This window comes from Stenotrophomonas sp. (genome assembly GCF_032103445.1).
GTDB lineage: Bacteria > Pseudomonadota > Gammaproteobacteria > Xanthomonadales > Xanthomonadaceae > Stenotrophomonas.
Genome location: NZ_DAMDFR010000031.1, coordinates 1 through 25,542 on the forward strand (window position 1 = coordinate 1; position 25,542 = coordinate 25,542).

A 25,542-nucleotide genomic window follows, 5' to 3' on the forward strand; every position below is an offset into this window, starting at 1 on the left:
CCGTATCGGCCTGGGCCGGGGTTGGCGCTGCCGCCACCGGGGCCGGAGCGGGAGCCGGGGCCGGCGGCGGAATGTAGCGCTTGGGCGCGCTGCGGTCCGGGCGGTAGTTGCTGACCACGCTGCAGGTCGCTTTTGGCACGCGTTTGCTGACGTAGCTGGGGATGCCGTCGTCGCCAACACACTTGTACAGCGTACCGGCACTGGCCGGCAGAGCGGTCAGCGCAGTCAAGGCCAGCGCAGCGATTGTCCCCACAATCCCCTTCATGGGGCGGAGTGTCCCCGTTTCGCGCCCCGTTAACAAGGGGGTAAACTACCAGGCTACCCCTGCCCGCCCACCCGACTGGAATAAGCGCCATGACCGGGACGCCAGCGTCACCCTCCGAACCCGTCGCCCGCCCCGACCTGATCCCCCTGCCCGGCTCCCGCCCGCAGGTGAATGGCCCGGTGCGCGGCAAGCTGTACATCAAGACCCACGGCTGCCAGATGAACGAGTACGACTCGACCAAGATGGCCGACGTGCTCGCCGCCGAGGAGGGTCTGGAACTCACCGACGACCCGGCCGAAGCCGACGTGCTGCTGATGAACACCTGTTCCATCCGCGAAAAGGCGCAGGAGAAGGTGTTCAGCCAGCTCGGCTACTGGAAGGCGCTGAAGAACAACGGCCGCGGCGTGATCATCGGCGTCGGCGGCTGCGTGGCGTCGCAGGAAGGCGAGGCGATCATCAAGCGCGCCCCGCACGTGGACCTGGTGTTTGGCCCGCAGACCCTGCATCGCCTGCCGGAGCTGATCCGCCAGCGTCGTGAATCGGGCAAGTCGCAGGTCGACATCAGCTTCCCGGAAATCGAGAAGTTCGACCGCCTGCCCGAGCCGCGCGCCGAAGGCGGCTCGGCCTTTGTCTCGATCATGGAAGGCTGCTCCAAGTACTGCTCGTTCTGCGTGGTGCCCTACACCCGTGGCACCGAAGTGAGCCGTCCGTTCGAGGACGTGGTCGTGGAAGTGGCCCAACTCGCCGGCCAGGGCGTGCGCGAAATCAACCTGCTCGGCCAGAACGTCAACGCCTACCGCGGTCCGTATGGCGACGGCGAATTCGCCGACCTCGGCCTGCTGATCCGCACGATCGCGGAGATTGACGGCGTGGACCGCATCCGCTTCACCACCTCGCACCCGCTGGAGTTCAGCGACTCGCTGGTGGACGCTTACCGCGACGTGCCGCAGCTGGCCAATTTCCTGCACCTGCCGGTGCAGGCGGGCAGCGACCGCGTGCTGTCGGCGATGAAGCGCGGCTACACCGCGCTGGAGTTCAAGGCCAAGATCCGCAAGCTGCGCGCGGTGCGCCCGGACATTTCAATCAGTTCGGACTTCATCGTCGGCTTCCCCGGCGAAACCGAGGCCGATTTCGAGAAGACCATGAAGCTGATCGAAGACGTGGGCTTCGACCAGAGCTTCTCCTTCATCTATTCACGTCGTCCCGGCACTCCGGCCGCGGATCTGGAAGACACCATCAGCGATGCGGAAAAGCATGCGCGGCTGTCGCGCCTGCAGGCCCGGATCAACGAGCAGGCGGCGGCGATCTCGCAGGCCATGGTCGGCACCGTGCAGACCGTGCTGGTGGAGGGGCCGTCGCGCAAGGATCCGAACGAGCTGACCGGCAAGACCGAGAACATGCGTTCGGTGAACTTCCCCGGGCAGATGCGCCTGGTAGGCCAGCTGGTGGATGTGGAGATCACCGAGGCGTACAGCAACTCTTTGCGTGGGCGGCTGGTGGTCGCCTGAGTCCGGCATCGCAGCCGCGCATGGCGCGGCTCTACGCGATTGCATCGATATTCGTAGTGCCACGCCATGCGTGGCAGAACGCCCGGACAACCGTCAGTCAAGACGTTTGCGGAACCGCGTGATCGCCACGACCATCATCACCACGATGAAGGCCAGCAGCGCCAGCACCTCCGGCCACAGTTCCCACCAGCGCGCACCACGCAGCATGATGCCGCGCACCAGCCGCAGGAAGTGGGTCAGCGGCAGGATCTCGGCCAGCCACTGCACCACCCGCGGCATGCCGGCGAACGGAAACATGAAGCCTGACAACAGGATCGACGGCAGGAACACGAACATCGTCATCTGCATGGCCTGGAACTGCGACCGGGCCTTGGTGGAAATCAGCAGCCCCAGTGCCAGGTTGGCGAGAATCAACAGCATCGCAACCAGATAGACATCCAGCACGCTGCCGCGCACCGGAACCTGGAACAGCCACAATCCCAGCACCAGCACCAGGCTGGTCTGGATCAGACCGATCACCGCGTATGGCAGCACTTTGCCGATCATCAGCTCGCTGCTGCTCAATGGCGTGGCGATCAGCAGCTCCATGTTGCCGCGCTCGCGTTCGCGCACGATCGCCACGGCGGTGAACATCACCATGGTCATGGTCAGGATGATGCCGATCAGGCCAGGCACGATGTTCACTGCCGAGCGCCGCTGCGGGTTGTAGAACGCCACCACGCTGACCTGCCCCGCCGCCGCCGAGGCACCGGCGCGCAGCGGACGGTCGTTGCGCACCGGCACGCCGTCCAGCGGTACCTGCGCCAGCTGCACCGCCGCACTCTGCACCACCGTATCGCTGCCATCCACCAGCACCTGCACCGCCTCGCGTCCTTCAAAGCGACGTCGCTCGAAGTCGGCCGGCACCACCACCCCGACACTGATCCTGCCCTGCCGCAACGCCTGCATCAGCTCCTCGGGCGTGTCCACGTGCAGGACGGGGTGGATCACGCCGGTCGCCACCATGTCCATCACCAGCGCGCGTGAAGCGCTGGTCCGTGCCTGGTCGGCAATACCCGCGTCCAGGTTGCGCAGGTTGAGGTTGATGGCGTAACCGAACAGCACCAGCTGCATCACCGGAATTCCCACAATCATGCCCAGGGTGATCCGATCGCGGCGCATCTGCCGCAGCTCTTTGATCACCACCGCCCACAACCGGCGCAGGTTCATGCAGCCTCCTCGTCGGCAGGCTCCCGACCACGCGTAGCAGACACGAACACGTCCTCCAGATTGGGGGTGCTGGCGACCACCTCCGCGGGCAACCCGGCGCTGTGCAGTGCCTGCTGCACGGCCGCCTCCCCCCCATCGCCCGCGTCCAGCAGCACGCGCAGGCTGTTACCGATCTGCGCGACGCTCAACACACCCGCCACTTGAGCCAGTGCCCGCTGCGCCTGCCGCGGCTGATCGGCATGCACTTCCAGCGTGCGTCCGCGCAGTCCGCCGGTGAGCTCGGCAGGCGTGCCATCGGCCACCAGCGCGCCCCGATCCAGAATGGCAAGGCGATGGCAGCGCTCGGCTTCATCCATGTAGTGGGTGGACACCAGCAGCGTGGTGCCCGCATCCGCCAGGTCGAACAGCTTTTCCCAGAAGTCGCGCCGCGACTCGGGGTCGACCGCACTGGTGGGCTCGTCAAGGAACAGCAGTTCCGGCTGGTGGATCACCGCGCCGGCCAGGGCCAGGCGCTGCTTCTGTCCCCCGCTCATGGTGCCGGCCAGTTGCTTCTGCCGATCCTGGAAGTGGTAGTGCTCCAGCAGCTCGTCGATGCGCGTGCGCGCCTGCGCGCGCGGCAGGTTCTGCACCGCGGCGAGGAACTCCAGGTTCTCGCGTACGCTGAGGTCCTCGAACAACGAAAACCGCTGGGTCATGTAACCGATGCGCTGGCGCAGCGCTTCGGCCTGCTCGGGAATGCGCAGGCCCAGTACCTCGATCTCCCCTTCGGTGGGGGTGAGCAGCCCGCACAGCATGCGGATAGTGGTGGACTTGCCCGACCCGTTGGGGCCCAGAAAGCCGTACACATTGGCCCGCGGCACCTGCAGATCGACGTGGTCCACCGCCGCCAGCGCGCCAAAGCGCTTGGTCAGTCCGCGCGCCTGGATGGCCAGGTCGTTCAAAACGTGACCCGCACCGGGACGCCGGCCGGGAGATCCGCCAACACGGTCCCGTCATCCGCCGGCTCCAGCTCGATCTCGGCCAGCCAGCTCAAGCGCGACGCGTCATCGCCGCTGAGCGCATAGTACGGATTGAAGCCCGGATCGCTGCGGATGCTGCGCACCCGCGCGCGCAGTGCACCTTCGCGCCCTTGCAGCGTGACCTGGGCGGATTGGCCGACCCTGACCTTCAGTCGCAGCGGCTCAGGCAGATAGACGCGCGCGTAGGGATGATCGCCCACCAGCATGACCACCAGCGGCGCACCGACCGGTGCCTGGTCGCCCTGCCGGTACGGCAGCGCGTCGATGCGGCCGGCGCGCGGGGCCACCAGCCCGAGTTTGTCCAGCGTGACCACCTGTGCCGCCACCTGGGCCTGGGCCGCCTGCAACGCGGCCTGCCCTTGGCCGACCTGTTCGATCCGGGTGCCATGTTCCAGCGCCAGCAGCGCCTGTTCGGCCGCGCGTACGGTTCCCTGCGCATTGCCAGCCGCCGCGCGCGCACGGTCAATGTCGGCAGCGGCCACCAGTTGCTGTCGGCCCAGCGGCTGCAGACGCGCAAGATAGGCGGTGGCATCAGCGGCCTGTGCCCGCGCCGCCGCCAGTGTGGCCCGCGCCTGCTCGATGTCTTCGCGGCGAGGACCGTGCTTGAGCTCGAGCAGCGCCTGCCCGGCCTGGGACGTCTGCGCCTGCAACGCGGCCAGCTGGGCGGCGGTGCGCGTTGTCTCCAGCTGCATCAATGCAGCGCCCGCCTCGACCTGCTGCCCTTCGCGGACCTGGATCGAGGCAATGGTTTCAGCGGCCGGGGCCGGCACGGTGATGCGGTCCCACTCCAGCGTCCCCAGGGCCGTCTCCGGTTCGCGACTGCAGCCAGCCAGCAGCACAAGCGCCACCAGCAGCAGACACTGCCCCGGTCTGACCGCGATCTCCCTCCAACTGCACACTGCGGACATCGGCACGACTCCGTCAGGCAGAACGCGCGGCAGTGCGCGCTGGTCATGAAATGATCACCTACCTGCAGGCACTGCGGCAACTGGCGTGCACGCGGTTATCCACATGTTTCTCCCGCAGCCGCCCACAGTGCATGTGGAAAACCCCACCTGACCTTGACGCTTTTTTGACCACGCCTTCATCTTCATTGCGGCACTAGGGCTGCAGCCGGCTATCCACAGGTTGCTGCACCGCCCCTGCACAACGGCTGTGGAGAACACGCGGCAGCCGGGAAACGCGCTACCCTGTCATTCCTTTCCTGATCCTGCGGCACCGTCACTGCGTGCCGCCGCATGCAATGACCGCACTGGCACACCGCGACTTCACCCTGGCCCCGGAAGACAATGAGCGGCTGGCCAACCTGGCCGGCCCCTTCGATGAGCACCTGCGCCAGATCGAACTCAAGCTCGGCGTCGAAATCGCCAACCGCGGCCACGTGTTCCGCATCAGCGGCCCCAAGGCGGTCGTGGCCGAGGCGCAGAAGCTGATTGAAGCGCTGTACGAAGAAGCGGCCGACACCGTGTTCGACAGCCACGCCATCCACCTGCGTCTGAACCAGGCCAATGTGGAACATGTGGCCGAGCGCGCGTACGAGGCGCAGGAAGTCAGCATCAAGGTCAAGCGCGGCACGGTGCGCGGGCGCGGTGCCAACCAGGCCCGCTACCTGCACCAGATCACCACCCACGACATCAATTTCGGCATCGGTCCGGCCGGTACCGGCAAGACCTTCCTGGCCGTGGCCAGCGCGGTCGAGGCACTCAACGAGTCACGCGTGCAGCGCCTGATCCTGGTGCGCCCGGCCGTGGAAGCCGGCGAAAAGCTGGGCTTCCTGCCCGGCGATCTTACCCAGAAGGTCGACCCCTATCTGCGTCCGCTGTACGACGCCCTGTATGAAATGCTGGGTGTGGAGAAGGTGGTCAAGCTGCTGGAAAAGAACGTCATCGAGATTGCGCCCCTGGCCTACATGCGCGGCCGAACGCTCAACGATGCCTACGTGATCCTGGATGAGGCGCAGAACACCACCATCGAGCAGATGAAGATGTTCCTGACCCGCCTCGGCTTCGGCTCCACCGCCGTGGTCACCGGTGACCTGACCCAGACCGACCTGCCCAAGCACGTGAAGTCCGGCCTGCGCGACGCCATCGAGGTGCTGCGCGACGTGGACGGGGTGAGCTTCACCTTCTTCGAAGCCCGCGACGTGGTGCGCCACCCGCTGGTGGCACGGATCGTCAGTGCGTACGACCGCCGAGACCTTCAGCAGGTCAAACCGGACGCATGATGGCGGCGGCGGGTCGCACGCGCGATACTGTTCCCCTTATTGCAGATACACCGGAAATACCATGACCAAGGGCCCCGTCCGCCTCGATGTCGCCGTCAGCTACGCCCTGCCCCGCACCGGCCTGCCGGCGGCGGTGAGCTTCCGCAAATGGGTGGCGGCGGCGCTGAAAGGCCGCATCCGCGAGGCCGACCTGGCCATCCGCGTGGTCGACGCCAAGGAAGGTCAGTCACTGAACCGGCACTACCGGGGCAAGGACTACGCCACCAATGTGCTCAGCTTCCCCGCCGAAGTGCCCGAAGGCCTGCCCAAGGGGGTGAAGTTCCCGCTGCTGGGCGACCTGGTGATCTGTGCCCCGGTGGTGGCCCGCGAAGCCGACGAACAGTCCAAGACCCTCAACGCCCACTACGCGCACCTGACCGTGCACGGCGTGCTGCACCTGCTGGGCTGGGACCATGAGGACGACAAGGAAGCCGAGGCCATGGAGCAGCTGGAACGCGAGATCCTGGCCGACCTGGGCATTTCCGACCCCTACGCCGGCGAACGCTGAGCCCCGAACGGACCTGCCCGATGACCCTGCTCCGCACCGCCAGCCTGACCCTGACCGGCCTGTTGCCCCTGACCAGCATGGCCGCCCCCGCGCCTGCCCCGCTGGACCTGCCGGCACTGATCGAATGCCGCCAGCGGGTGGCCGACTACGACGCCGTGGCCCCGGTGGTCGCCGATCCGCTCAAGGCCGTGGCCAACGGCCTGCAGCCGCTGGAACAGCGCAACCAGTTCATGGCCGAGTACCGGCTGGCCAGCCCGATCACCGTGTTCGGCCAGCGCGCCGAGTACATCACCGTGTCCGGGGCCAGCATCATGGCCATCCTGGACGTGGCCGACCCGCGCCCGCTGGCCAAAGGCCTGAAGCTGGAGGACGGCGTGGACAATCCGGACAAATTCATGGCCGGCCGCGAGGTGGTGGCCCGCGACGTCACCGACCCGCGCACCGGCGAGCCGATGATCGAGTCGATCATCCTCAGCGTGTCCACGGTCCAGAGCCACCCGGGCAAGACCCTGGCCGGCTGCACCTACAGCCTGGACCTGCCCGCCGAGGACGAGGAGGAGGAGGAGGCGGCACCGGCCCCTGACGCCTCGCTGCCCCCGTCCGTGAATACGCCCGACGGCGGTCACTGACAGCGCCTCACATCCTGCTAGACTGGCCGCAACGCCCGGTTCGCCGGGTGCCTTTTTTCCAGAGATGTCAGAAGACGACAGTAGTGGCTCCCAGACGGAGCAGAACGAAAAGAAGCGCAGCTGGCTGGAACGCCTGACCTCTGCCTTCTCCGGCGAACCCCACACCCGTGACGAACTGGTGGCGGTGTTGCACACCGCGCAGGAAGACGGCCTGATCGCCGCCGACACCCTGCGCATGATGGAAGGGGCCATTTCGGTCGCCGAACTCACCGTGGGCGACGTGATGATTTCGCGTTCGCAGATGGTGTCGCTGCCGGTGCAGGCCCCGTTCCTGGAACTGATGAAGCAGGTGGTCGAGTCCGGCCATTCGCGCTTCCCGGTGCACGGCGAGAACAAAGACGAAATCCTCGGCATCCTGCTGGCCAAGGACCTGCTGCGCGGCGTGGTCGCCGACAACGGGCCGGCCAATGTGCGCGAGCTGCTGCGCCCGGCGGTGCTGATTCCCGAGGCCAAGAAGCTCAACGTGCTGCTGAAGGAATTCCGCCTGTCGCGCAACCACATGGCCATCGTGGTCGACGAGTACGGCGGTGTCGCCGGCCTGGTCACCATCGAGGACGTGCTGGAACAGATCGTCGGTGAGATCGACGACGAGCACGACGAAGCCGAAGACCACACCGCGCAGATCGCCATCCAGGCCGATGGCCAGTACGTGGTCGATGCACTTACCCCGATCGGCGATTTCAATGAACGCTTCGGGGCCAGCTTCGCCGACGACGACTACGACACCATCGGTGGCCTGGTCACTGAAGCGATCGGCCATCTGCCCGAAACCGGCGACGAACTCACCCTGGACCGTTTCGTGTTCCGGGTCGCGCGCGCCGACGCCCGCCGCGTGCAGGCATTCCATGTAACCGTGCTGCCACCTGACAGCACCGACGAAGGTTGAACCACGCCATGCGGCCTCTGCTGATGCGGTGGCCGCTGTGCCGCCTGTTGTTCCTGTTAATGCTGTGTGCCCTGTCCAGCCTGCCGATGGCAGCGCTGGCGCAGGAAACAGCGCCTGCGCCTGCAGCCGAAGCGCCCACCGTCGAGGCCCCTGCCCCGCGCATCGGCATTGTCACCATGCAGCCGGGCGAGATTTTCTTCGAGCGCTTCGGGCATGACGCCATCGTGGTCGAGGACCCGGTCAGCGGACAGGCGATCTCGTACAACTTCGGCTATTTCGATCCAAACGAGCCCGACTTCATCGGCCGCTTCATCCGCGGCGACATGATGTATTACCTGGTGGCGCTGCCACTGGAACAGGACCTGTCGTACTACGCGGAAACCGGGCGCGGGGCCAACCTGCAGTGGCTCGACCTGAGCCCGGAGCAGGCACGCACCCTGGCCGCTTCGCTGGCCGAGCGGGCCAAGCCGGAAAACGCGCGCTACCGCTACGACTACTACACCGCCAACTGCGCCACCATGGTCCGCGACGCCATCGACGAGGCACTGGGCGGCGGGCTGCATGCGCAGTTGTCCGGGCGCTCGCGTGGCAACACCTATCGCAGCGAGTCGGTGCGGCTGGCCTCGCCGGCCCCGTGGATGTGGCTGGGCTTCGACGTCGGCCTGGGGCCGTATGCCGACCAGCCGCTGTCGCGCTGGCAGGAAGCGTTCGTGCCGATGCGTCTGGCCGATGCGCTGCGCCAGGTCAAAAACACCGAAGGACGTCCGCTGGTACAGGCCGAACAGGAGCTGCTGCCGCACCGGATTGCCCCGGAACCGGCCGAGTTCGCCCGGCGCTGGTGGCCGTGGCTGCTGTGCGGGCTGGTGCTGGCGGGCGGCGTGCTCGCACTGCGCCAGCGTCGCCGCCTGCTCGGCGGGCTTGCCCTTCCGCTGTGGCTGCTGTGTGGCATCGCCGGCGGGCTGCTGACCTTCCTGTGGGGCTTCAGCGCACACCATGCTGCCTGGGCCAACCGCAACCTGCTGCAGCTGTCGCCGCTGTGCGTGCTGCTGCTGCCGGGAGCGATCACCCTGCTGCGCGGGCGCACGCCGCGCGCGTGGTTCCGTGTGCTGCTGTGGAGCATCGCGGTGCTGTCCGGCCTGGGGCTGGTGCTGCATTGGCTGACCCTGCAGCCGCAGATCAACCTGCAGTGGATCGTGCTGCTGCTTCCGGTGCACGTTGCGCTGGCTTGGGTGCTGGGCCGCCGTGACCCGTCCGTCACGGCCGGCTGACGCACCATGACCGCCATGGAACATAAAGATTCAAGCAACCCTGCCTGCGTCATCAACTGCGTTCATTACGACGACCAGGGCAAGCGCCACGACATCGCGCTGGATGCGATCAGTGATGTGATCGCCAGCGGCAATGGCTTTGTGTGGGTCGGCCTGTATGACCCGGCTGACGCCGTGCTTCTGAAGCTGCAGGAAGAATTCGGCCTGCACGACCTGGCCATCGACGATGCCCGCAACGCGCACCAGCGCCCCAAGGTGGAGGCGTATGGCAACTCCCTGTTCGTGGTGGTGACTACCGCGCAGAGCGTGCAGGACCGCATCGAGTATGGCGAGACCCATGCCTTCCTCGGCCCTCGTTTTCTGGTCACGGTGCGACACGGTGCGTCGCTGTCCTATGCACCGGTGCGCGCGCGGGTCGAGCGCGAACCGCAGTTGCTGAAGATGGGACCGTCGTACTGCCTGTATGCGGTGATGGACTTCGTGGTGGACAACTACCTGCCGATCACAGTGGGTTACCACGACACGCTCGACGCGCTGGAAAAGGACATCTTCGCCGAGAACTACAAGCGCACCACGATCGTGCGCCTGTACGAACTCAAGCGTGAACTCAACAAGATGCGGATGGCCGTGGCCCCGCTGCAGGACGTCCTGGCGCAGCTGCGTCGCTACCCCGGCGACCTGATTCCCGACGAGGTCAAGCTGTACATCCGTGATGTGCATGACCATGCGGTGCGGATCAGCGATGTGATCGACACCCTGCGCGAGATGCTGGGCACCGCGTTGAGCGTGAACCTGTCGCTGGTCACGCTGGCGCAGGGGGAAACGGTGAAGCGGCTGGGTGCGTGGGCGGCACTCCTGGCCGCGCCTACCTTGATCACCAGCTGGTACGGAATGAACTTCGCGCACATGCCCGAGCTGGACAAGCCGTGGGCGTATCCAGCGATGATTGTCGGTGTGGGCGCGGTATGCGTGGGGTTGTACCGGTTGTTCAAGCGCGCGCGGTGGTTGTAACCGGTAGGTCACGACCGTTGGTCGTGACATCCGTCACGCCACGTAAACCGTTTTGATGTTCATGAACTCATGAATGCCGTGGTCGGCCAGCTCGCGTCCGAACCCTGAGCGCTTGCTGCCCCCGAACGGCAACCGCACATCGCTTTTGACGATGGCATTGACGAACGCCGCGCCGCACTCCAGCCGCTTGGCCATCGCCTCGCCGCGCACCGGGTCGCCTGACCAAACGCTGCCGCCCAGTCCAAACGTGGTGTCATTGGCCACCTGCAGCGCCTCCTCTTCATCGCGCACACGCAGGATCGCCGCCACCGGCCCGAACAGTTCCTCTTCGTAGGCCGGCATGCCCGGCACCACGTGGTCGAGGATGGTGGACGGGTAGCCGGCGTGCGTACCCGGCACCGGCTCACCACCCAGCAGCAGTTTCGCGCCCTTGTCCACGCTGGACTGCACCTGCTTGTGCAGTTCCTCGCGCAGGTCGGCCCGCGCCATCGGAGCCAGCGTGGTCTTCTCGTCCTGCGGGTCGCCATACACACGCTGCGCGGCGGCCGCTACGAACTTTTCGACAAACGCATCGGCAATGGCGTCCACCACGATGAAGCGCTTGGCCGCGATGCAGGTCTGGCCGCTGTTGTCGAAGCGCGACTTCACCGCGGCCGCCACGGCTTTGTCCAGATCGGCGTCGTCCAGCACCACGAAGGCATCGCTGCCACCGAGTTCCATCACGCACTTCTTCAGCTGGTCGCCGGCATTGGCCGCAATCGAGCGCCCTGCCCGCTCGCTGCCGGTGAGCGTGACCGCCTTCACCCGCTTGTCGCGCAGCACCTCGGCGGCCTGCTCGTTGTTGATATGCAACACATCGAACACGCCCTCCGGAAGCCCACCATCACGGCACACGGCCAGGATCAGATCGGCGCACTGTGGCACGTTGCTGGCGTGTTTGAGCACGGCCACGTTGCCGGCCATGAATGCCGGTGCCAGGAAGCGGAACACCTGCCAGATCGGGAAATTCCACGGCATCACCGCGAACACACAGCCGATCGGTTCGTAGCGCACATAGCTGCGCTGGGCTTCGGTGTCGATCAGCTGCGGCTTCAGATAGTCGGCGGCGTGGTCGGCGTAGTACTCGCAGGCCTGGGCGCATTTTTCAACCTCGGCGAGGGCTTCGGTCTTGAGCTTGCCCATTTCGGAGGTCATTGCCTGCTGGAGGTCATCCTTGCGTGCACGCAACTGGGCGGCGATCGCGCGCAGCACGCTGCCGCGTTCCTGCAGCGAGCGTGCCGCCCAGAGCGGGAAGGCGGTGGCGGCTGCGGCCAGGCGCTGCTCGACGTCGGCGGCGGTCAGCAATTCGTGGCGGTAGGTGACCAGGCCGGTGGCGGGGTTGGTGATTTCGACGGTCATTGGCGCATTCCGGAAGGCAGACGTGTAGTGTGCGCCTGCGACTGTGAGCCGGATGTTGCCGGCACATCGTAGAGCCGGGCTTGCCCGGCTGCTCTTTGCGCCGCGAAAGGCAGCCGGGCAAGCCCGGCTCTACGGGTCCACGTCATCGGCGGCCAAACAACACCGTTCCACGGGTCCACGTCATCGGAGGCCTGGCGGCACCGTCCCACGGGTCCACGTCATCGGCGGCCGGGCAGCACCGTCCCACGGGTCCACTTCATCGGCAACCGGGCGGTGCCCGGCGGCCATTTACCCCTTCTGCGCCAGCTGCATGTCGCGCTGGCGGCGCTTCTCGCTGCGCGCGGTGACGAACCAGCCGACCACCGCCGCAATCGACACGGCCAGCACCATCAAGGTGGCCAGCGCGTTGATCTCCGGCTTGATGCCCATGCGCACGGAAGCGAACACCTTCATCGGCAGCGTGGTCGAATTCGGTCCAGCGACGAAGCTGGCAATCACCACGTCATCCAGCGACAAGGTGAACGCCAGCAGCCAGCCGGCCACCAGCGCCGGGGCGATGATCGGCAGGGTGATCTGGAAGAACACCTTCAGCCGGCTCGCCCCCAGGTCCATTGCCGCCTCTTCCAGCGACCGGTCCAGTTCACGCAGCCGCGAGGACACCACCACAGTGACGAACGACAGGGTGAAGGTCACGTGGGCGATCCAGATGCTGCCCACGCCGCGACTCGGAAAGCCGGGTATGCCGCCCATCGCCACCAGCAGGGTCATCAACGAGAAGCCCAGAATCACCTCCGGCATCACCAGCGGCGCGGTGATCAGAGCACCGAACACGGTTTTGCCCGGGAAGCGCTGGAAGCGGGTCATCACCATCGCCGCCATCGTCCCCAGCACGGTGGCCGCAGTCGCCGTCCAGAATGCCACCTTCAGGCTGACCCACAGCGCATCCAGGATCTGCCGGTTGTTGAACAGCTCGCCATACCAGCGCGTGGAAAAGCCCGACCACACCGTGGCCAGCTTGGAGGCATTGAACGAATAGATCATCAGCAACAGGATCGGCAGGTACAGAAAGCCGAAGCCCAGGACCAGCACCGACCACCCCAGCCAGCGGTTGCTGCGCACCATGCTCATGTCAGCTTCCCTTCCAGCTCGCGCTGCTGCACCCGGTTGAACAGCAGAATCGGCACCATCAACAACAGCAGCATGACCACGGCCACCGCGGAAGCCGTGGGCCAGTCACGGTTATTGAAGAACTCGCCCCACAGCACCCTGCCGATCATCAGCGTGTCCGGCCCACCCAGCATTTCCGGAATCACGAATTCACCCACCGCCGGAATCATCACCAGCATGCAGCCGGCGATGATCCCGCCCCGCGACAGCGGCAGCGTGATCTTCAGGAACGCCTGCCAAGGCTTCGCGCCCAGGTCATACGCGGCCTCCAGCAGACGATGATCCAGCTTGACCAGGTTGGCGTACAGCGGCAGTACCATGAACGGCAGATAGCAGTACACGATGCCGATATAGGCGGCCGTTGGGGTGTACAGCAGATTCAGCGGCGCATCGGTGATACCGATCTTCTGCAGCAGCTGGTCCAGCAGGCCGTTGCGGTCCAGGATGCCAATCCAGGCATAGACCCGGATCAGGAACGAGGTCCACGACGGCAGCACCACCAGCATCATCGCCACATTCCGCGCGGCCGGCGACATACGCGAGATCACGTAGGCCATCGGGTAGCCGATCAGCAGGGTCAGCAGCGTGGCGATCACCGCGATCTTGATCGAGCTCAGGTAGGCCAGCACGTACTGGCTGTCCTTCACCAGCGCGACATAACTGCCCAGGTTGAGCTTGAGCGAGAATGCCCCGTCCACGTACTCCAGCAGCCAGGTGTACGGCGGCGAGCCGACCTGGGTGCGGGCGAAGGAGATCATCAGGATGATCGCGAACGGCACCGCGAAGAACAGCAGCAGCCACAGGTAAGGCGCGGCAATCACCGCACTGCGGGTGCCCGGCAGCCAGCGCTTGAGCCCGGTGGCGTTCATGCGGTCAGCACCACGCCGTCATTGTCGCGCCAGTGCACCCACACCGCGTCGCCCCAGGTCAGGCCATCGCTGGCCCAGCGCTGCGAGTTGGCGAAGTTGGACAGCACCTTGGCTCCGCTGGGCAGACGCACGTGATAGACCGAATGGCTGCCGAAATAGGCGATGTCCTCGATCACGCCCTGGGCCTTGTTGGTCGCGCCTTCCGGCTCGTCCTTGCCGATCATCACCTTCTCCGGCCGCAGCGCGAACGCCACTTCCTGCCCTTCATAGCAGGTGATGCCGTGGGCCACGTAGATCGGGGCCGGGAACAGCGGCGTGCGCACGGTGACGTACTCGGGCAGGTCCTCGTCGATCACGCCCTCGAACAGATTCACCGAGCCGATGAAGCCGGCGACGAAGCGGTTGGCCGGCTGCTCGTAGATTTCATCGGGCTTGCCGACCTGCTGGATCCAGCCGGCGTCCATCACCGCGATGCGGGTGGCCATGGTCATGGCCTCTTCCTGGTCGTGGGTGACCATCACGCAGGTCACGCCCGAGTTCTCGATGATCGAGACCAGCTCCAGCTGCATCTGCGAGCGCAGCTTCTTGTCCAGCGCCCCCATCGGTTCGTCCAGCAACAGCAGCTTCGGTCCCTTGGCCAGCGAGCGGGCCAGGGCCACACGCTGCTGCTGGCCGCCGGACAGCTGGTGCGGCTTGCGCTTGGCCAGCTTGCCCAGCTGCACCAGGTCGAGCATTTCGCCAACCCGCTTGCGGATGGCGTCCTTGGCCAAGCCGTCCTGCTTGAGGCCGAAGGCGATGTTCTGCTCCACGGTCATGTGCGGGAACAGCGCATAGGACTGGAACATCATGTTGATCGGCCGCTGGTACGGCGGCAACGCGTTGATGCGTTGCCCGTCCAGGTCGATGCTGCCGGCGGTGGGCGTTTCAAAGCCGCCCAGGCAGCGCAGCAGGGTCGACTTGCCGCTGCCCGACCCGCCCAGCAGGGCGAAGATCTCGCCCTTGCGGACGTCCAGATTGACGTCGTCGAGGGCCAGGAAACCGTCGAATTCCTTGCGCAGCGCGCGAATGGACAGATAACCCGGCTCCAGGACCGGGATGACCTCGCCTTCCGGCTTGGCTTCAAAGGACATGGGCAGCAGCTCCAGACGCGGCTACGGGACGTGGGCAGCCCATTCTAGCGGCCCCGGGCGGCCGGGAGGATGACGGAACCGGGCGGTTGGGCTGGTTGGGCTGGTTGGGCTGGTTGGGCTGGTTGGGCTGGTTGGGCCGGTTGGGCCGGTTGGGCCGCCCGGGACGCCCGGAACACCCGGAATGCCCGGAACACCCGGAATGCCCGGAACACCCGGAATGCCCGGAATGCCCGGAATGCCGGTAGGGTCGCACGACAGTCGACCGCCGATGACGGTCGGTACTTCATTGGGGCATGACCATCGAACGAAGGCTTCGCTCGGTTTATCGGTCATGCGTTGCCGGAAGACGCAGATCCGCACAGAAAGCTACATCCGCCATCGTCTTTCAATTTGACGGAAATGCGCTTGAGAGATCTCAGAAACTCGCCATTCCCGACATCAAAGTTCACCCAACACATTTCAAACTAATACGAAAACCCAGTTATCTGGACGCCAATCACAAAGAAAGATACCTGCGTTTCGCATTCCAAGTAACGGGTCACACATCCAACTTCGGCATGATTGACGCAACAATCTCGCAGATCGAGAGTGGATCATCACCTCATCACCGAGAGAGAAATGAAACACCCAGCAACTGCCTTCTTCATTGCAGCAACAGCACTGTCGTCAAACAATGCGCAGGCCCATGTTTCGGCCAGCGTTCAACAAGACCACACAGAACGTCATGCAGTCGTGGTCACTGTCACATACAAGAACGCGGGGCCACATGACGCCTCCATAAGAGAGGCGGACATGCCGCACAAGATGCGCGACGGAAGACTCTGGAGCAATGCATTCCGCGCCACGTCCAAACAGGGTGATAGCGCGCGATACAAAGGCGTCATCGTCAACCTGACACCAGAAGCGCAAAGCTCCCGCATCACACTTCGCCCCGGAGAGGTGAAGGCGATAAGCGTCAATCTCTCCCAGAACTATGACCTTCACCCATCGACAGAGTACGAAATAACCTTGCGCGGATTTGAGCATTACGACCCTGAAAGCACCCCAACCTTCACCACACCGCATAGCATCAGAGTAAGAACAGGATCAACAAGGGTACAAAGCCAAGGGCAAGCGCAGACAGAACTACCCTATCCCGGCACACTCTGCCCTCCGGAGAAAATGCTGGGAATCCTGCAAGCCCTGCCTGCCGCCTCAACGATGGCGCAAGATGCCAGCGACTACGTGGATGGTCTTTACGAGCGCGTCCATGCACCGGGGGAGATCAAGTACAAGTTCAAGCAAACTCCGCGATACACCACATGGTTCGGAATTCATGGCGATCCAAATGTGGAGAACAAGACCAACACGAGGATTCGCAAAGTACTTTCCGCAACAGCGAATCGTGTCCGCTTCCTGAAACCATCTTGCGAATGCGCCGACGAAGACGCCGAGCGCGTGATCGCATGGGTCGACCCAAATTCAGACCACGTAGTCAACTACTGCCCAAAGTTCTTCAAACTGCCGGTCGGCCCCGGCGTAAGAGGAGGTTCGCGGGCGCGCACGATCTACCATGAAGCAAGTCACTTCAACGATTCTTTTGCCAAAGGCACGGAAGACCATGATGCGTACTTTGCCCTGCCGGAAGATGCGCGAAAGCTGGCCGTTGATGCTCGAGACGTCGCTTCTGATCACGCATACAGCTACGAGTACTTTGTGGACAATCTAGACAATCAGGAGTAGCCGACCTGGCTCCTGATGCCAAATCATGCAATCGAAGGCCCACAGGAGGTGGGCAGTGCATTCCAGCGAGCTGCGGCTACAACGGTGATACCGGAACCGGGCGGTTTGCCGTGCCCGTGCTGCCCGGTTCGGGAGCCTGCTCCCAGCCCAGCCCCAGGCTCTTCTGCAGACCGGCATAACGCACCAGCAGCTGCAGCCGGGCCTGGGCCAACGCGTCCTGCGCCTGCAGACGCTGGCGCTGCACATCAAGCAGGTCGATCTGCGATGCGGCTCCGGCCGCCCGGCGCTGCTGCATCAGCGCGTCGGCGCGTTGCGCCGAGGCCTCCGCCCGGGTGGTCACCATGACCTGCTGCCGGGCGCTGCCGAACTGGGCCAACGCGGTGTTGGCGTCCTGCAGCGCGGCCAGCACGGTGCCTTCATACGCCGCCAGACGGGCCTCGTTGCCGGCGCGGGCCTGCGCCACCTGGGCGCGGGTTTTGCCGAAGTCGAATACCGACCAACGCAGGAACGGGGCCACGACCGTGCTCACGGCGTCACTGTTGAGGTCAGACGGCGAACTGGCCCCCATCCCGACCGCGCCGAGCAGGTTCACCTGCGGAAAGTACGCTGACAGCGCCTGGCCGATCTGCGCCGAGGAGGCCGCCAACTGGCGCTCGGCCTGGCGGATATCCGGGCGGCGCCGGATCACCGCAGCAGCATCGTCGACGGGTACCACCGCGGGCAATGACGGCAAGGGGCGGTCGGTGGCCAGCAGGCTGTCCAGCGCACCGGGCGCGCGACCGGTCATCAGGGCCAGCTGGTCGCGTGCTTCCAGCGCCTGCGCCTGCAGGTCGGGCAGCTGTGCGCGCTGCTGCTCCAGCTGGCCCAGCGCGCGTTCCACCTGCAGGTCGGAATCCGCGCCGCCAGCACGCCGTTGCCGGGTCAAGGCCAGGCTGTGCTCGGCGGCGGCAATGTTGTCTTCGGCCAGCAACTGGCGCTCACGCGTGCTGCGATATCCCAGATACACCTGCGCCACCTCGGCCGCCAGCTGTACCTGCGCATCGGCGAGCTCGGCCAGGCTGGCGTCGGCCTCGGCATTGGCCTGCTCCGCCGCACGTCTGCGGCGCCCGAACAGATCCAGCTCCCAGCTGGCGTCCACGCCGGCGATGTACAGCTCGGTGTCGAGGTTGACGTCACCGAGCTGCTGGCGGATCTGCGCGGCCTCCTGCGGGCGGCCATTCGCTTCGGCCGCCTGGGCCACGCCTTCGCCGATCCCGCGCACGCTGTCGTTCAGCGAATCGGGCATCTGGATGTTGGTATAGGCCGCGACCGCACCCACGCTGGGCAACTGCTCGGCGCGGCGTTGCTTCACCAGCGCGCGCGAAGCCAGCAGGCGCGCCTGCGCAACCCGCAGGTTCGGGCTGTTGCGCAGCGCCTGATCCACCAGGCCATCCAGCACCGGGTCCTGCAATTCCCGCCACCACTGGCTCGGCGGCGCAGCGGCGGTGACGCCGGCATCGGCGGCGCGCGGCAACTGCGGTTGCTCGACGGCGTCCTTTGCCACGTCGGGCCGGACGTAGTCCGGTCCCAGCATGCACGCACCCAGCGCCAGCGGCAGCCCCAGCGCGAACAGCCCACGGATCGGTTTGAAAGGGGTCACGGTCATCAATGCATCGCCATGGGAACGCCCTTGGGCAAGGGCTTGAGGAGGAACACCAGCGGGAAGGTCAACACCACGATCCCGCCGAAGATCCAGAACAGGTCGTTGTAGGCCATCACCAGCGCCTGCTGCTGCACTTCCTGGCCCAGCACCGCCATCACCTGGGCTCCATCGCCCAGCTGCTGGCCATATTGCTGCAGCGCATCCTGCGCGATCGGCGAGTTCGCGGTCACACTGCTGCCGATGGCATCCACATGCAGCGTCATGCGCCGCTCCTGGAAGGTGGAGATGATGGCCAGGCCAATGGAGCCACCGAGGTTGCGCGCCGCGTTGAACAGCCCGGAGGCGTCGCTGGTGTACTCGCGCGGCACCGAGGTGATCGCTGCCTGGTTGAGCGCCATCATCGCCAGCGCCAACCCGCAGCCCTGCAGCAGCTGGCCCACCACGAAATGCGGTCCGATGCTGTCCGGGGTCAGGCCCAGATTGACGAAACAGGCGGCGGCAAAACACAGCATGCCGGCAAATACCATGATGCGCACATCCACTGTTTCCAGCATCTTCGGCATCAACGGCATCAGCAGGATGGTGGGCAACCCGGCCAACAGCAACACGTAACCGGCCTGCTCGGTGTTGTAGCCGGCGATCACTGCCAGGAACTGCGGAATCATGTACATGACCCCGAACAGGATCATGCCCACCGCCATCACCATCACAAACACCGCGCCAAAGCTGCGCTGGAACAGGATACCCAGGCGTATCACCGGTTCGCGGCTGGTGAACTGCGCCAGTGCAAGCAAGGCAAAGCCCATGATCGAGACGAAACTGAGCACGATGATCAGCGTGGACTCGAACCAGCGCTCGCGCTGCCCGTCCTCCAGCACCACGGTCAGCGCCGACAGGCCCGCGGTCATGCCCAGGATGCCCAGCCAGTCGGCGCGCAGCAGGCCGCCCCAGTCCGACTTTTCGTGTGGCAGGCCGAGCAGCAGCAAGGCGACCAGGCCGGCACAGATCGGAACGTTGATGAAGAAGGCGTAGTGCCAGCTCACGTTCTCGGTCAGCCAACCGCCCAGCAACGGGCCGATCACCGGCCCCAGGATCACCGTCATGCCGAACAGCGCGGTGCCCAGCGGCTGCTGTGCCGGTGGCAACCGCGTGCCGACAATGGTCAGGGCGGTGGGAATGAGCGCACCGCCGGCAAAGCCCTGGCCGATCCGCCCGGCGATCATCATCGCCAGCGAGTCGGCCAGGCCGCACATCACCGAAAATGCGGTGAACAGCGTCGCGCAGATCAGCAGGAAGGTACGCAGGCCGAGCGTGCGTACGAACCAGCCGGTCAGCGGAATCATCACGATTTCCGAGACCAGGAAGGCCGTGGAGATCCACGTACCTTCGGTGCCGCTGGCCCCGACCTCGCCCTGGATGGTTGGCAGTGCGGCGTTGACGATGGAGATATCCAGCGTTGCCATGAACGAGCCGATGGTGCCTGCCGCCACCGCCAGCCAGGCACTCGCGTCGGCTTTTTCAGCAGCGGCGCTGGGGGCAGTTGCGCTCACTTCGCCGCCCTTTCCTCGGCTTCCTGCTCGGTGCGCTCGCGCGCGTCACGTGCGTTGCGGGTATCCACGGTGACCTCGACCGACATGCCGGGTACCAGCACCTTGCGAGCTTCCTCGCCGGCATCCACGCGGATACGCACCGGCACACGCTGCACCACCTTGGTGAAGTTGCCGGTCGCGTTCTGCGGGGGCAGCAGGGCGAACTGCGCCCCCGTGCCCGGCGAGATGCTTTCCACCGTGCCGTGCAACGTGGTTCCCGGCAGTGCGTCGACCTTGATCTCGGCCGGCTGGCCCGGGCGCATCAGCCCCACCTGGGTTTCCTTGAAGTTCGCACTCAGGTACAGCGAGGCCACCGGCACCACGGTCATGGTGCGGGTGCCGGCGGAAACAAACTGGCCGACCTGCACGGTCTTGTTGCCGATGCGGCCATCAATGCGTGCGGTCAGCTCGGTGTCTTCGAATGCCACCCGTGCCTGGTCCGCGTCGGCCTGGGCCTGCTTCAATCCGGCCTGGGCCTGTTCCAGCTGCGCGGTGCTGGCCTCGATCTGGCTCTGCGCTCCGCTGATCTGCGCCTGCGCCGCGTCAAACTGGGCCTGGGCACGTTGCAGGTCGTGGCGCAGGCTCTCGATGTGTTCATGGGTATCCGCGCCGGAGGCAGCGAGCGGCGCGAAGCGCGCCACCTCGGCCTTCGCAAACGTCAGGCTGGCAGCCGCGGCGGTCTTCTGGGTGCGGGCCTGCTGCAGTGACGCGCCCTGCCCCTGCACGTTCGCCTGGGCTGCGGCGATGTCCGCTTCGCGGACCGCGATCACTGCCTCGGCCTGGTCCAGCGTGGCCCGGTAGGTACGCGGATCGATCCGCAGCAGCGGTTCGCCGGCCTTGACCCATTGGTTGTCCTGCACCAGCACTTCGGTGACGTAGCCGTTGATGCGTGGCGCGACCGCGACCGCATCGGCCTGCAGATAGGCGTTGTTGGTGTCCTGCAGATAGCGACCCACCAGCAGGTGGTACACCAGCCACGCCAGCAGCCCGATCAGCACCAGCACGCCGAGAATGATCAGCGTCCAGCGCACCTTGGGGTTTTTCAATGGCGACGGCTTCTTCTCGCTGTCCGCCTTCTCATCGTCGGGAGTCTGTTCGGGATCGGCGTCGTGCCGTGGGGGCTTGTCGCTCATCGTCTCGTCGCGGCTGGGGTCGTGGGAGGCGAGGCGCGCAAGCGCCCCATACGCAACGGTAGGGGAGCGGGTGCAGACAACAGGTGAAAAGCGACATCCAGTGGGTTCCCCACAAGAAAAAACCGCCGGCGTGGCAGCCGGCGGTTCATTTCATCTACACATTGGATCCCTGTCTCAACGCCCGGTCTTTACCTCGGTCCACAGGCGGGTGTACAGCTTGTCCACGTCCGGCGGATTGACCGAATAGGTGAACATCTTCGCGGCCACGTCAGCCGGCGGGTAGATGGTGGGATCGTTACGGATCGCTTCGTCCACCAGCGGCGTGGCCGCACTCACCGGGTTGGCGTAATGGATGAAGTCGGTGTTGGCCGCAGCGACCTTCGGGTCGAGCAGGTAGTTGATGAACGCATACGCCGCTTCCGGGTGCTTGGCATCCTTCGGAATGGCCAGCATGTCGAACCACTGCGGTGCGCCTTCCTTCGGGATCGAGTAGGCCACGGTCACGCCGTTGTCGGCTTCCTCGGCGCGGTCACGGGCCTGGATGACGTCGCCCGACCAGCCCACCACCAGGCAGGTACCACCGTTGGCCAGCGAGCCCACGTACTGCGAGGAGTGGAATTGCTGCACGTACGGGCGGATGCTCTTGAGCAGGTCGGCCGCCTTCTGGATCACTGCCGGGTCGTGGCTGTGCGGATCTTCGCCCAGGTAATGCAGCGCGATCGGAATCATGTCCGCCGGGGTGTCGAGGATGGTGATCCCGCAGTCCTTCATCTTGGCGATGTTTTCAGGCTTGAAGATCAGATCCCAGCTGTTGGCGATCTCGGTGCTGCCGCCGAAGCGCTCCTTCAGCATGTCCACGTTGTAGCCGATGCCGGTGGTGCCGATCATGTACGGCACGCCATACTTGTTGTCCGGATCCTGCTGCGCGATGCGCTTCATCATTTCCGGATCAAGATTGGCCAGGTTTGGAATCTTGCTCTTGTCCAGCGGCAGGAACACGCCGGCCTGGATCTGGCGACCGAAGAAGTTCAGCGTCGGCACGACCACGTCGTACCCGCTGTCGCCGGCCAGCAGCTTGGTTTCCACCATCTCGTCGCTGTCGAACACGTCGTAGGTCACCTTGATGCCGGTGGCCTTCTCGAAGTTCGGAATGGTGTCTTCGGCGATGTAATCGCTGTAGTTGTAGACGTTGAGCACCTTGCTGTCCTCCTGTTTGGCACCGCCACCGCAGGCGCTGAGCAGGGAAACGGCAATGCCGAGGGTCAGGATTCGCAGCTTCATCGGGGTCTCCACGGGTCGAAGCAAAGTGGGGGAACCGGGTGGACCGGCAGGAACGGGGTCAGCCTAACGGCCAGGTACGCATTTTCCCAGCCCGGACGGCCGGCGGCTACACATTCAGCAGCAGAAACTCGCGCTCCCAGGAGCTGATCACCCGGAAGAAGGTCTCGTATTCCTTGCGCTTGACCGACACATAGGCGCGGCAGAAGCGTTCGCCCAGCATCTGCTGCAGGGCGGGACAGCCTTCCAGCCCGTCCAGCGCCTCGCCCAGCGAGCGTGGCAGGTCGTAGCCCAGCTCCTTGGCGCTGCCGCTGACCGGTGCGGTCGGCGCGCCCTGCTCACGAATGCCGAGCAGGCCTGCGGCCAGCGTGGCGGCCATGGCCAGGTACGGGTTGGCGTCGGAACCGGCGAAGCGGCTTTCCACGCGCATGTTTTCCTGGGTATCCATGGGCACGCGCAGGCCGCAGGTGCGGTTGTCGAAGCCCCAGTGCACGTTGCTCGGCGAGACCTCTCCGAACACCAGGCGACGGTACGAGTTCACGTTCGGCGCGAAGAAGGCCATCGCCATCGGCACGTACTTCTGCAGGCCGGCCAGATAGTGTCCGAAGATCGGGCTGAACTCCTCGCCCCCCACATCACCACTGAACACGTTGTGCCCGTCGCTGATCCGCAGCAGGCTCTGGTGAATGTGCATGGCGCTGCCCGGCTCGGTCTCCATCGGCTTGGCCAGGAAGGTCGCGTACACGCCGTGACGCATCGCCGCCTCGCGCATGGTGCGCTTGAACAGGAACACCTGGTCCGCGAGGTCCATTGCATTGGCGTGGGTGAAATTCACTTCCAGCTGCGCCGCGCCGGATTCGTGGATCAACGTATCCACGTCCAGTTTCATCGCGTCGCAATAGTCGTACATCAGGTCGAGGATCGGGTCGAACTCGTTGACCGCATCGATGGAGTACGACTGCCGTGCGGTTTCCGGACGCCCGGAGCGCCCGGCCGGGGGCAGCAGCGGGAAATCCGGGTCGGTGTTCTTCTGCACCAGGAAGAACTCCAGCTCCGGCGCGACCACCGGGCGCAGGCCCAGTTCGGCGTAGGCATCCAATACCCGCCGCAGTACGTTGCGCGGAGCCAGCTCGTGCGGCTCGCCGTGTTTGGTGTAGCAGTCGTGGATGACCTGGGCGGTCGGGTCAGTCGCCCACGGCACCATGCGCACGGTATCCGGGTCCGGGCGCAGGATCATGTCCGAATCCGACGGTGAGGTCAGCTCGTAGTAATCGTCCGGGAATTCACCGGTGACGGTGGTGGCGAAAATGCCCTCAGGCAGCCGCGTGCCGTAATCGTGCGAGAACTTGTCGGCCGGAATGATCTTGCCACGAGCGTTGCCGGTGATATCCGGTACCAGGCACTCCACCTCGGTGATCCGACGCTCCTTGAGCCAGCGCAGCAGCGCGCTCTCTTCCGGTGCCGGCGAGGCGGCGGCGGTCCTGCGCGCTGTAGTGGCGGGTTTTCGCGGGCGCGGTCGGCTGGTCATGTCCGGCACGGTAACCCCGCCCGGGCGAGCCAGGCAAGCATCGCCGCGCTGACCTCCCCTTCGCGTCAGTTGCTGGCATGCTGTCGGCATGAGCCGCCCCCCCGCCCCTGCTGCATGACCCTGGCACGTCCTGCCGGGCAGCCGCATGCGCCCAGCTGGTACGCCGCCAGCGTGCCGGACGTACCTTTGCGTCCTGCCCTGCGCGGCGACACCCAGGCCGATGTGTGCGTGCTCGGGGCGGGCTATACCGGCCTTTCCGCGGCGCTGTCGCTGGCCGAGCGCGGCTACCGGGTGACCGTGCTGGAAGCGCAGCGCGTGGGCTGGGGAGCGTCCGGGCGCAATGGCGGCCAGGCCATCGTGGGGTTTGGCTGTGAGGTGGACACGCTGGAACGGCTGGTCGGCAAGATCAGCGCGCGTGCATTGTTCGATTACTCGCGCGAAGGCATGGCCCTGCTGCGCCGGCGCCTGCAGCATTACCAGATCGCCTGCGACTGGCGTGACGGGCATGCCAGCGTGCCGATCAATGCCCGCCAGGAGCGCGAGCTGCGGCGCGGCATGCAGCGGCTGGTAGAGCACTACGATTACCCGCTGCAGTGGTGGGGCCAGGCGCAGCTGCGCGAGCAACTGGACAGCCCGCGCTATCGCGGGGCGATGTTCGATGTCGCCAGCGGTCATCTGCATCCGCTCGCCTACGCTCAAGGCCTGGCCCGGGCCGCTGAAAGTCTCGGCGTCGTCATCCACGAAGCGAGCCCGGTGCAGCAGCTGCTGCGTGAAGCCCGACCGCAACTGCGCACCCCGGAAGGCAGGGTCCGTGCCGACCACGTCGTGATTGCCGGCAATGCGCTGCTGGCTGGCATTGCTCCGGAACTGGAATCGCGGATCATGCCGGTGGGCACCTATATCGGAGCTACGCCGTTGCTGGGCGAAGAACGCGCGCGCAGCCTGATCAACAACGACATGGCGGTGGCCGATGTCAGCTGGGCGCTGGACTACTTCAAACTCAGTGCCGACCACCGGCTGCTGTTCGGTGGCCGCGCCAGCTATTCCGCCCTGCCCCCGCCCGGCCTGCGCGGGGTGATGACCCGGCGCATGCAGCACGTGTTCCCGCAGCTGCGCGACGTGGGGTTGGAACAGGTCTGGGGTGGCTTCGTCGACATCACCCGCAACCGCGCCCCGCATTGGGGGCGACTGACCCCCAACGTGTACTTCGCACAGGGTTTTTCAGGGCACGGCGTGGCCGCGACCGGACTGGCAGGCGACGTCATCGCCGCGGCCATTGCCGGGCAGAATGAGCGGCTGGATGCCTTCGCACGGATTCCGCACCGTCGCTTCCCGGGTGGCCCGCTGCTGCGCACGCCCCTGCTGGTGGCGGCGATGTCCTGGTACAAGCTGCGTGATCTGCTGTGGTGACGCCGCCATTGCGCACGCCGAATATCAGAATCGTTTCAAAGCCGTCAGCC

At 65.6% G+C, this 25,542-nt stretch carries 21 protein-coding genes and 1 pseudogene; 9 read left to right on the forward strand and 13 right to left on the reverse strand.

Features of this window, described 5'->3' with window-relative positions; genetic code table 11:
* A pseudogene (locus RT551_RS12350) lies at positions 1–265 on the reverse strand (lytic transglycosylase domain-containing protein); the annotation flags it as partial.
* Positions 266–354: 89 nt separating this feature from the next.
* Between RT551_RS12350 and miaB the strand changes: the two are divergent.
* Positions 355–1,773 (forward strand): tRNA (N6-isopentenyl adenosine(37)-C2)-methylthiotransferase MiaB, encoded by a 1,419-nt coding sequence (miaB, locus tag RT551_RS12355; RefSeq protein ID WP_313459078.1) that lies wholly within the window; start codon positions 355–357, stop codon positions 1,771–1,773.
* 93 nt (positions 1,774–1,866) lie between these two features.
* Here the strand turns inward: miaB and RT551_RS12360 are convergent, their stop codons facing one another.
* Genes RT551_RS12360 through RT551_RS12370 form a run of 3 tightly spaced genes read right to left on the reverse strand, consistent with a single transcriptional unit; the run spans position 1,867 to position 4,909 of the window.
* On the reverse strand, positions 1,867–2,982 hold the full coding sequence (locus RT551_RS12360) for an ABC transporter permease (RefSeq protein WP_313459080.1): 1,116 nt from the start codon (positions 2,980–2,982) through the stop codon (positions 1,867–1,869).
* Positions 2,979–3,908, reverse strand: coding sequence for an ABC transporter ATP-binding protein (locus RT551_RS12365; RefSeq protein WP_313459166.1), 930 nt, complete (start codon positions 3,906–3,908; stop codon positions 2,979–2,981). The genes RT551_RS12360 and RT551_RS12365 overlap by 4 nt, the downstream gene beginning before the upstream one ends.
* Positions 3,909–3,919: 11 nt before the next feature.
* A complete protein-coding gene (locus tag RT551_RS12370; protein ID WP_313459081.1) occupies positions 3,920–4,909 on the reverse strand; it encodes an HlyD family efflux transporter periplasmic adaptor subunit in 990 nt (329 codons plus the stop codon).
* Between the two features lie 335 nt (positions 4,910–5,244).
* On the opposite strand from RT551_RS12370, the gene RT551_RS12375 reads away from it, so the two are divergent.
* The 6 genes from RT551_RS12375 (at position 5,245) to RT551_RS12400 (ending at position 10,626) form a co-directional block, all read left to right on the forward strand.
* Positions 5,245–6,225, forward strand: coding sequence for a PhoH family protein (locus RT551_RS12375; RefSeq protein WP_313459084.1), 981 nt, complete (start codon positions 5,245–5,247; stop codon positions 6,223–6,225).
* 61 nt (positions 6,226–6,286) lie between these two features.
* Positions 6,287–6,772 carry an rRNA maturation RNase YbeY gene (gene ybeY / locus RT551_RS12380; protein ID WP_313459086.1) on the forward strand — a complete coding sequence of 162 codons (486 nt, stop codon included), beginning with the start codon at positions 6,287–6,289 and terminating at the stop codon, positions 6,770–6,772.
* A 20-nt stretch (positions 6,773–6,792) separates the two neighbouring features.
* Entirely contained in the window at positions 6,793–7,401 is a 609-nt protein-coding gene (locus RT551_RS12385; protein ID WP_313459088.1) for a hypothetical protein, read from the forward strand.
* A gap of 64 nt (positions 7,402–7,465) precedes the next feature.
* The gene (locus RT551_RS12390; RefSeq protein WP_313459091.1) at positions 7,466–8,347 is read left to right on the forward strand and encodes a transporter associated domain-containing protein; all 882 of its coding nucleotides are present in this window, start codon (positions 7,466–7,468) and stop codon (positions 8,345–8,347) included.
* 23 nt (positions 8,348–8,370) lie between these two features.
* Positions 8,371–9,615: a DUF4105 domain-containing protein gene (locus RT551_RS12395; protein WP_313459169.1), complete on the forward strand. Its 1,245-nt coding sequence runs from the start codon at positions 8,371–8,373 to the stop codon at positions 9,613–9,615.
* Between the two features lie 15 nt (positions 9,616–9,630).
* Positions 9,631–10,626, forward strand: coding sequence for a magnesium and cobalt transport protein CorA (locus tag RT551_RS12400; RefSeq protein ID WP_313459093.1), 996 nt, complete (start codon positions 9,631–9,633; stop codon positions 10,624–10,626).
* A gap of 33 nt (positions 10,627–10,659) precedes the next feature.
* Here RT551_RS12400 and RT551_RS12405 read toward each other — a convergent pair whose 3' ends face one another.
* The 4 genes from RT551_RS12405 to potA form a co-directional block, all read right to left on the reverse strand.
* Positions 10,660–12,024: an NAD-dependent succinate-semialdehyde dehydrogenase gene (locus RT551_RS12405; protein WP_313459094.1), complete on the reverse strand. Its 1,365-nt coding sequence runs from the start codon at positions 12,022–12,024 to the stop codon at positions 10,660–10,662.
* Between the two features lie 288 nt (positions 12,025–12,312).
* Positions 12,313–13,152, reverse strand: coding sequence for an ABC transporter permease subunit (locus RT551_RS12410; protein ID WP_313459096.1), 840 nt, complete (start codon positions 13,150–13,152; stop codon positions 12,313–12,315).
* Entirely contained in the window at positions 13,149–14,060 is a 912-nt protein-coding gene (locus RT551_RS12415) for an ABC transporter permease subunit (protein WP_313459099.1), read from the reverse strand. The genes RT551_RS12410 and RT551_RS12415 overlap by 4 nt, the downstream gene beginning before the upstream one ends.
* Positions 14,057–15,190: a polyamine ABC transporter ATP-binding protein gene (gene potA / locus RT551_RS12420; RefSeq protein ID WP_313459101.1), complete on the reverse strand. Its 1,134-nt coding sequence runs from the start codon at positions 15,188–15,190 to the stop codon at positions 14,057–14,059. The genes RT551_RS12415 and potA overlap by 4 nt, the downstream gene beginning before the upstream one ends.
* A 588-nt stretch (positions 15,191–15,778) precedes the next feature.
* Between potA and RT551_RS12425 the strand changes: the two genes are divergently transcribed.
* The gene (locus tag RT551_RS12425) at positions 15,779–16,912 is read left to right on the forward strand and encodes a M35 family metallo-endopeptidase (protein WP_313459104.1); all 1,134 of its coding nucleotides are present in this window, start codon (positions 15,779–15,781) and stop codon (positions 16,910–16,912) included.
* Positions 16,913–16,988: 76 nt separating this feature from the next.
* Here the strand turns inward: RT551_RS12425 and RT551_RS12430 are convergent, their stop codons facing one another.
* From RT551_RS12430 to RT551_RS12450, 5 genes are all read right to left on the reverse strand, one after another.
* Positions 16,989–18,557, reverse strand: a complete 1,569-nt coding sequence (locus RT551_RS12430) for an efflux transporter outer membrane subunit (protein ID WP_313459106.1) — start codon at positions 18,555–18,557, stop codon at positions 16,989–16,991.
* Positions 18,557–20,104, reverse strand: coding sequence for a DHA2 family efflux MFS transporter permease subunit (locus RT551_RS12435; protein WP_313459107.1), 1,548 nt, complete (start codon positions 20,102–20,104; stop codon positions 18,557–18,559). Before RT551_RS12435 ends, RT551_RS12430 begins: the two co-directional genes overlap by 1 nt.
* The gene (locus RT551_RS12440; RefSeq protein WP_313459108.1) at positions 20,101–21,276 is read right to left on the reverse strand and encodes an HlyD family secretion protein; all 1,176 of its coding nucleotides are present in this window, start codon (positions 21,274–21,276) and stop codon (positions 20,101–20,103) included. The genes RT551_RS12435 and RT551_RS12440 overlap by 4 nt, the downstream gene beginning before the upstream one ends.
* Before the next feature lie 174 nt (positions 21,277–21,450).
* Positions 21,451–22,557: a polyamine ABC transporter substrate-binding protein gene (locus RT551_RS12445; RefSeq protein WP_313459110.1), complete on the reverse strand. Its 1,107-nt coding sequence runs from the start codon at positions 22,555–22,557 to the stop codon at positions 21,451–21,453.
* A gap of 106 nt (positions 22,558–22,663) precedes the next feature.
* A complete protein-coding gene (locus RT551_RS12450; RefSeq protein ID WP_313459112.1) occupies positions 22,664–24,082 on the reverse strand; it encodes a glutamine synthetase family protein in 1,419 nt (472 codons plus the stop codon).
* A 114-nt stretch (positions 24,083–24,196) separates the two neighbouring features.
* Between RT551_RS12450 and RT551_RS12455 the strand changes: the two genes are divergently transcribed.
* Positions 24,197–25,492, forward strand: coding sequence for an FAD-binding oxidoreductase (locus tag RT551_RS12455; RefSeq protein ID WP_313459114.1), 1,296 nt, complete (start codon positions 24,197–24,199; stop codon positions 25,490–25,492).
* Positions 25,493–25,542 lie beyond the last annotated feature (50 nt).

Bases quoted from the DNA above. Each gene is read 5' to 3' on its own strand.
- miaB (WP_313459078.1), top strand. From the start codon at position 355: ATGACCGGGACGCCAGCGTCACCCTCCGAACCCGTCGCCCGCCCCGAC.
- RT551_RS12360 (WP_313459080.1), bottom strand. From the start codon at position 2,982: ATGAACCTGCGCCGGTTGTGGGCGGTGGTGATCAAAGAGCTGCGGCAG.
- RT551_RS12370 (WP_313459081.1), bottom strand. From the start codon at position 4,909: ATGTCCGCAGTGTGCAGTTGGAGGGAGATCGCGGTCAGACCGGGGCAG.
- RT551_RS12375 (WP_313459084.1), top strand. From the start codon at position 5,245: ATGACCGCACTGGCACACCGCGACTTCACCCTGGCCCCGGAAGACAAT.
- ybeY (WP_313459086.1), top strand. From the start codon at position 6,287: ATGACCAAGGGCCCCGTCCGCCTCGATGTCGCCGTCAGCTACGCCCTG.
- RT551_RS12385 (WP_313459088.1), top strand. From the start codon at position 6,793: ATGACCCTGCTCCGCACCGCCAGCCTGACCCTGACCGGCCTGTTGCCC.
- RT551_RS12390 (WP_313459091.1), top strand. From the start codon at position 7,466: ATGTCAGAAGACGACAGTAGTGGCTCCCAGACGGAGCAGAACGAAAAG.
- RT551_RS12395 (WP_313459169.1), top strand. From the start codon at position 8,371: ATGCGGTGGCCGCTGTGCCGCCTGTTGTTCCTGTTAATGCTGTGTGCC.
- RT551_RS12400 (WP_313459093.1), top strand. From the start codon at position 9,631: ATGGAACATAAAGATTCAAGCAACCCTGCCTGCGTCATCAACTGCGTT.
- RT551_RS12405 (WP_313459094.1), bottom strand. From the start codon at position 12,024: ATGACCGTCGAAATCACCAACCCCGCCACCGGCCTGGTCACCTACCGC.
- RT551_RS12410 (WP_313459096.1), bottom strand. From the start codon at position 13,152: ATGAGCATGGTGCGCAGCAACCGCTGGCTGGGGTGGTCGGTGCTGGTC.
- RT551_RS12415 (WP_313459099.1), bottom strand. From the start codon at position 14,060: ATGAACGCCACCGGGCTCAAGCGCTGGCTGCCGGGCACCCGCAGTGCG.
- potA (WP_313459101.1), bottom strand. From the start codon at position 15,190: ATGTCCTTTGAAGCCAAGCCGGAAGGCGAGGTCATCCCGGTCCTGGAG.
- RT551_RS12430 (WP_313459106.1), bottom strand. From the start codon at position 18,557: ATGACCGTGACCCCTTTCAAACCGATCCGTGGGCTGTTCGCGCTGGGG.
- RT551_RS12440 (WP_313459108.1), bottom strand. From the start codon at position 21,276: ATGAGCGACAAGCCCCCACGGCACGACGCCGATCCCGAACAGACTCCC.
- RT551_RS12445 (WP_313459110.1), bottom strand. From the start codon at position 22,557: ATGAAGCTGCGAATCCTGACCCTCGGCATTGCCGTTTCCCTGCTCAGC.
- RT551_RS12450 (WP_313459112.1), bottom strand. From the start codon at position 24,082: ATGACCAGCCGACCGCGCCCGCGAAAACCCGCCACTACAGCGCGCAGG.
- RT551_RS12455 (WP_313459114.1), top strand. From the start codon at position 24,197: ATGACCCTGGCACGTCCTGCCGGGCAGCCGCATGCGCCCAGCTGGTAC.